Below are 2,877 nucleotides of genomic sequence, written 5' to 3' on the forward strand. Positions count from 1 at the left end.
CCCCCTATTGCGCGTCATTGAGACTATATGAACGTCACCCGTTTGAGCAAGCTTTCTTAAGTTCAGACAGACAGACAGGCAAGGTTGCCGCTCTATATCCGGCCTTGTTGCAGCCTGATGCCTATTGTCGCGACGGCGGCGCTTGCAGTGGGCACGCCCACCCCTGGAATCTCCGTCAGGGTCTGAACGGCCTGATCTGCTTTCACCCATTCACGCAACCGTCTCTCAATCTCAGCGATTTGTGCGTCCAGCGGCTTCAACCCATTCCACTGTGCTTGTAGCATGTCCATCCGCCTGCGGGGGAGTCGATCCGCGACCCTCTCCAGCACAACAGGCATCGCTTTGTCCAACGCTGCCCGGCCTTTTCCCATCCCCTCGCCCTATTCAGTCAACCACCCACGCAGGCTGTGGATTTGCCTGGTTCGAAACTTCACGAGTTGCGGACACATTCGGTGCAACGCTAAGACGGCTTGCTGTCCTTCCGTTTGCACGGCAACGCCCTGACCCGGTTGCTGCACGGCCAGACCAGGCCCTCGGTGGGCAAAGTACTCCAGCAATTTCGCACCCTTGAGCCGCTTGTTCACGATCTCCCCCGTCACTGCATCTACGGTGTGCACCTGGAACACAGGCTTTGCAATCTCCATTCCAACGGGCGTAAGCTTCATTTCGGACCCTCCGGTTTGCCGGTGAACCTCTTGATGATCTTCCATCTTTGGCAGTTGGAGGCTGTCGGCCTGTGAGGCTCCAGTTCCATTCCTCTCACCGCTCACAGGCAGGGGGGAGGCGTGCATGACATGCTTTCAGCCAGAATTTGGCCCCTGTGTTTGCTCAATCCAGAGCCCAGCACTTCTTAACAATCACCCGCGCCAATGCCTAATGCAAGATGCACGGCCTTGTTTTTCACGCGCCCTTCATCCCGAATCTGAAGCCGCAGCGCATCGAAATCCACAATGGGATACATGCGATCCAGCGGGCGCGTCTGCCATTGTTCCACTTCAGCCAGCACTTCATCGGTGATCGTCGAAATCAGATCGGGCCAGCCTTCCCATCCATACAGTTTCAATCCATGCCTGCGAATCTCGCGCACACTCATCCCGCGAGCGTACAGACGGATCACATGCGCATCAACACCAGGCAAGCGCCGCGGATATTTCGCAATACGCGCAGGCTCAAAAGTCGAAAGCCAGGCGCGTGGAATCTCCAGGGGCACATCACCCACAGGCGGGATCACCGTTTCGGCGCTACTGCCGTTGCGGTGATTGTCGGTTTTCCCTTGGCGCTCTGTTGCTTTAAATGATGGCTCAGTTCAGCCTCCAGCATCCGCTCAGCCAACCGTTTCTTGAGTTGACCTGCAAGCCCAGATTCGCCTAACAGCGATTCCGTCTCTTTGCTCTGTACCTGGCTGAGCAATGGGTTTATCCGTTCATCTGAAAATATTTTGTCTGGATATTTTTTTCCGTTGTGTGCTTCTTCATTTCGATCATGAGCACTCCTTTTTTGAATCATCATCTCATGACCTCCACACATAAAATTCATGACAGGCTCGGCTATCCAGAGAGAGGGCTTTGAAACCGTTACAGTCGCCTGCGAACTGGCCATCGAAGAAAGAACCATTAGCGCCGACGCCCTCCTGAACATCCTCTCCCGGCTGCAAACCAATCCTGCCCCGGCGGTTGTGGCAACGCCAGAGCAGCTTTGCCTGAAGCTGCCGCCCATCGCTGATTATGGACGCTATGACGCCTTGCTGAGCAGGTCAGCAGAAGGGTGTGCATGAAAAAACTCAACTCATGACCCTTCTGAAGACTCTTAAACTCAACGGCATGGCCGCCGCCTGGGACGATGTTCTGTCCCAGGACAAACAACGCAAGGGCAGCTTTGAAGAAGTGCGCGGCGCGCTCGCTCAGGCAGAACTTTCTCATCGAAAAGCCCAATCTATTCATTATCAGATGAAGCTGGCAACATTTCCCGTTTATCGGAACCTGGCCGCCTTCGACTTCAAAGCCAGTCCCCTCTCGGAAAAAGAGGTCTGCCATCTTCATCAAGTCAGTTCATCGACGACACACGCAACATCGTCCTGGTCGGCGGCACCGGCAAGACCTATCTTGCCGTCGCCATCGCCGCTCATGCCGTCCGACAAAGATACAAAGTCCGGTACTTTAATGTCGTCGATCTGATCAACCAGCTGGAGCAGGAACAACGGACTGGGCATTCCGGACGCCTCACAGAACGACTGAAGCGGCACATACAACTTATCGTCCTGGATGAACTGGGGCACCTGCCTTTCTCTCAAAGTGGCGGAGCTCTCCTGTTCCATTTCGTCAGTAAATTGTATGCACAGGTCTCACTGATCGTGACGACCAATTTGGGTTTTAAGGAGTGGGAGCAAGTCTTCGGCGATGCCAAAATGACAACCGCATTGCTCGATAGGCTGACTCATCACTGTTCCGTTTTAGAAACCGGAAACGAAAGCTACCGGTTTGAAAATTGGAACTGATATAGGAGGTGTGACTGAGGTGGAGTGCCCCCCTGAAGCTGGACAACTTAGGCTGTAAAATTTGACTCACTTGCTGAGCGAACTTGTTTCAAACTGATTGGGTGATAAATAACCTAGGGCTGAGTGTAGGCGCTTGGCGTTGTAGACCTCCTCAAGGAATCGTGGCAGACACGCGGTTACGTCTGCAAAGGTTTCGTACCCAGAGATATAGACTTCCTCAACTTTGAGCGTTTTCATAAAGCTTTCTGCTTGCGCATTGTCGTAGGGGTTGGCAACTGAGCTCATAGAGCCCATCAGACCGTATTCATGCAGAGCGCGTCGGTATTCCGCGCTCGCATATTGACTCCCTCGGTCACTATGATGAATACAGGTGCCTGGCACAG

General features: G+C 53.8%; 2 protein-coding genes and 3 pseudogenes. 2 read left to right on the forward strand and 3 right to left on the reverse strand.

Annotated features, from left to right (window positions below):
• Positions 1 to 119 precede the first annotated feature (119 nt).
• A pseudogene (locus CAGGBEG34_RS11855) lies at positions 120 to 665 on the reverse strand (transposase); the annotation flags it as partial.
• Between the two features lie 133 nt (positions 666 to 798).
• Positions 799 to 1,506 (reverse strand): annotated as a pseudogene (locus tag CAGGBEG34_RS09835) (transposase); the annotation flags it as partial.
• 28 nt (positions 1,507 to 1,534) lie between these two features.
• On the opposite strand from CAGGBEG34_RS09835, the gene CAGGBEG34_RS08815 reads away from it, so the two are divergent.
• Positions 1,535 to 1,774: a hypothetical protein gene (locus CAGGBEG34_RS08815; protein ID WP_042688468.1), complete on the forward strand. Its 240-nt coding sequence runs from the start codon at positions 1,535 to 1,537 to the stop codon at positions 1,772 to 1,774.
• A 13-nt stretch (positions 1,775 to 1,787) separates the two neighbouring features.
• A pseudogene (gene istB / locus CAGGBEG34_RS08820) lies at positions 1,788 to 2,494 on the forward strand (IS21-like element helper ATPase IstB).
• 66 nt (positions 2,495 to 2,560) lie between these two features.
• Here istB and CAGGBEG34_RS08825 read toward each other — a convergent pair.
• Positions 2,561 to 2,877, reverse strand: a 317-nt coding sequence (locus CAGGBEG34_RS08825; protein ID WP_042688469.1) for an integrase core domain-containing protein, incomplete at its 5' end; no start/stop codon positions are given.

The organism is Candidatus Glomeribacter gigasporarum BEG34, assembly GCF_000227585.1.
GTDB classification, from domain to species: Bacteria; Pseudomonadota; Gammaproteobacteria; order Burkholderiales; family Burkholderiaceae; genus Glomeribacter; species Glomeribacter gigasporarum_B.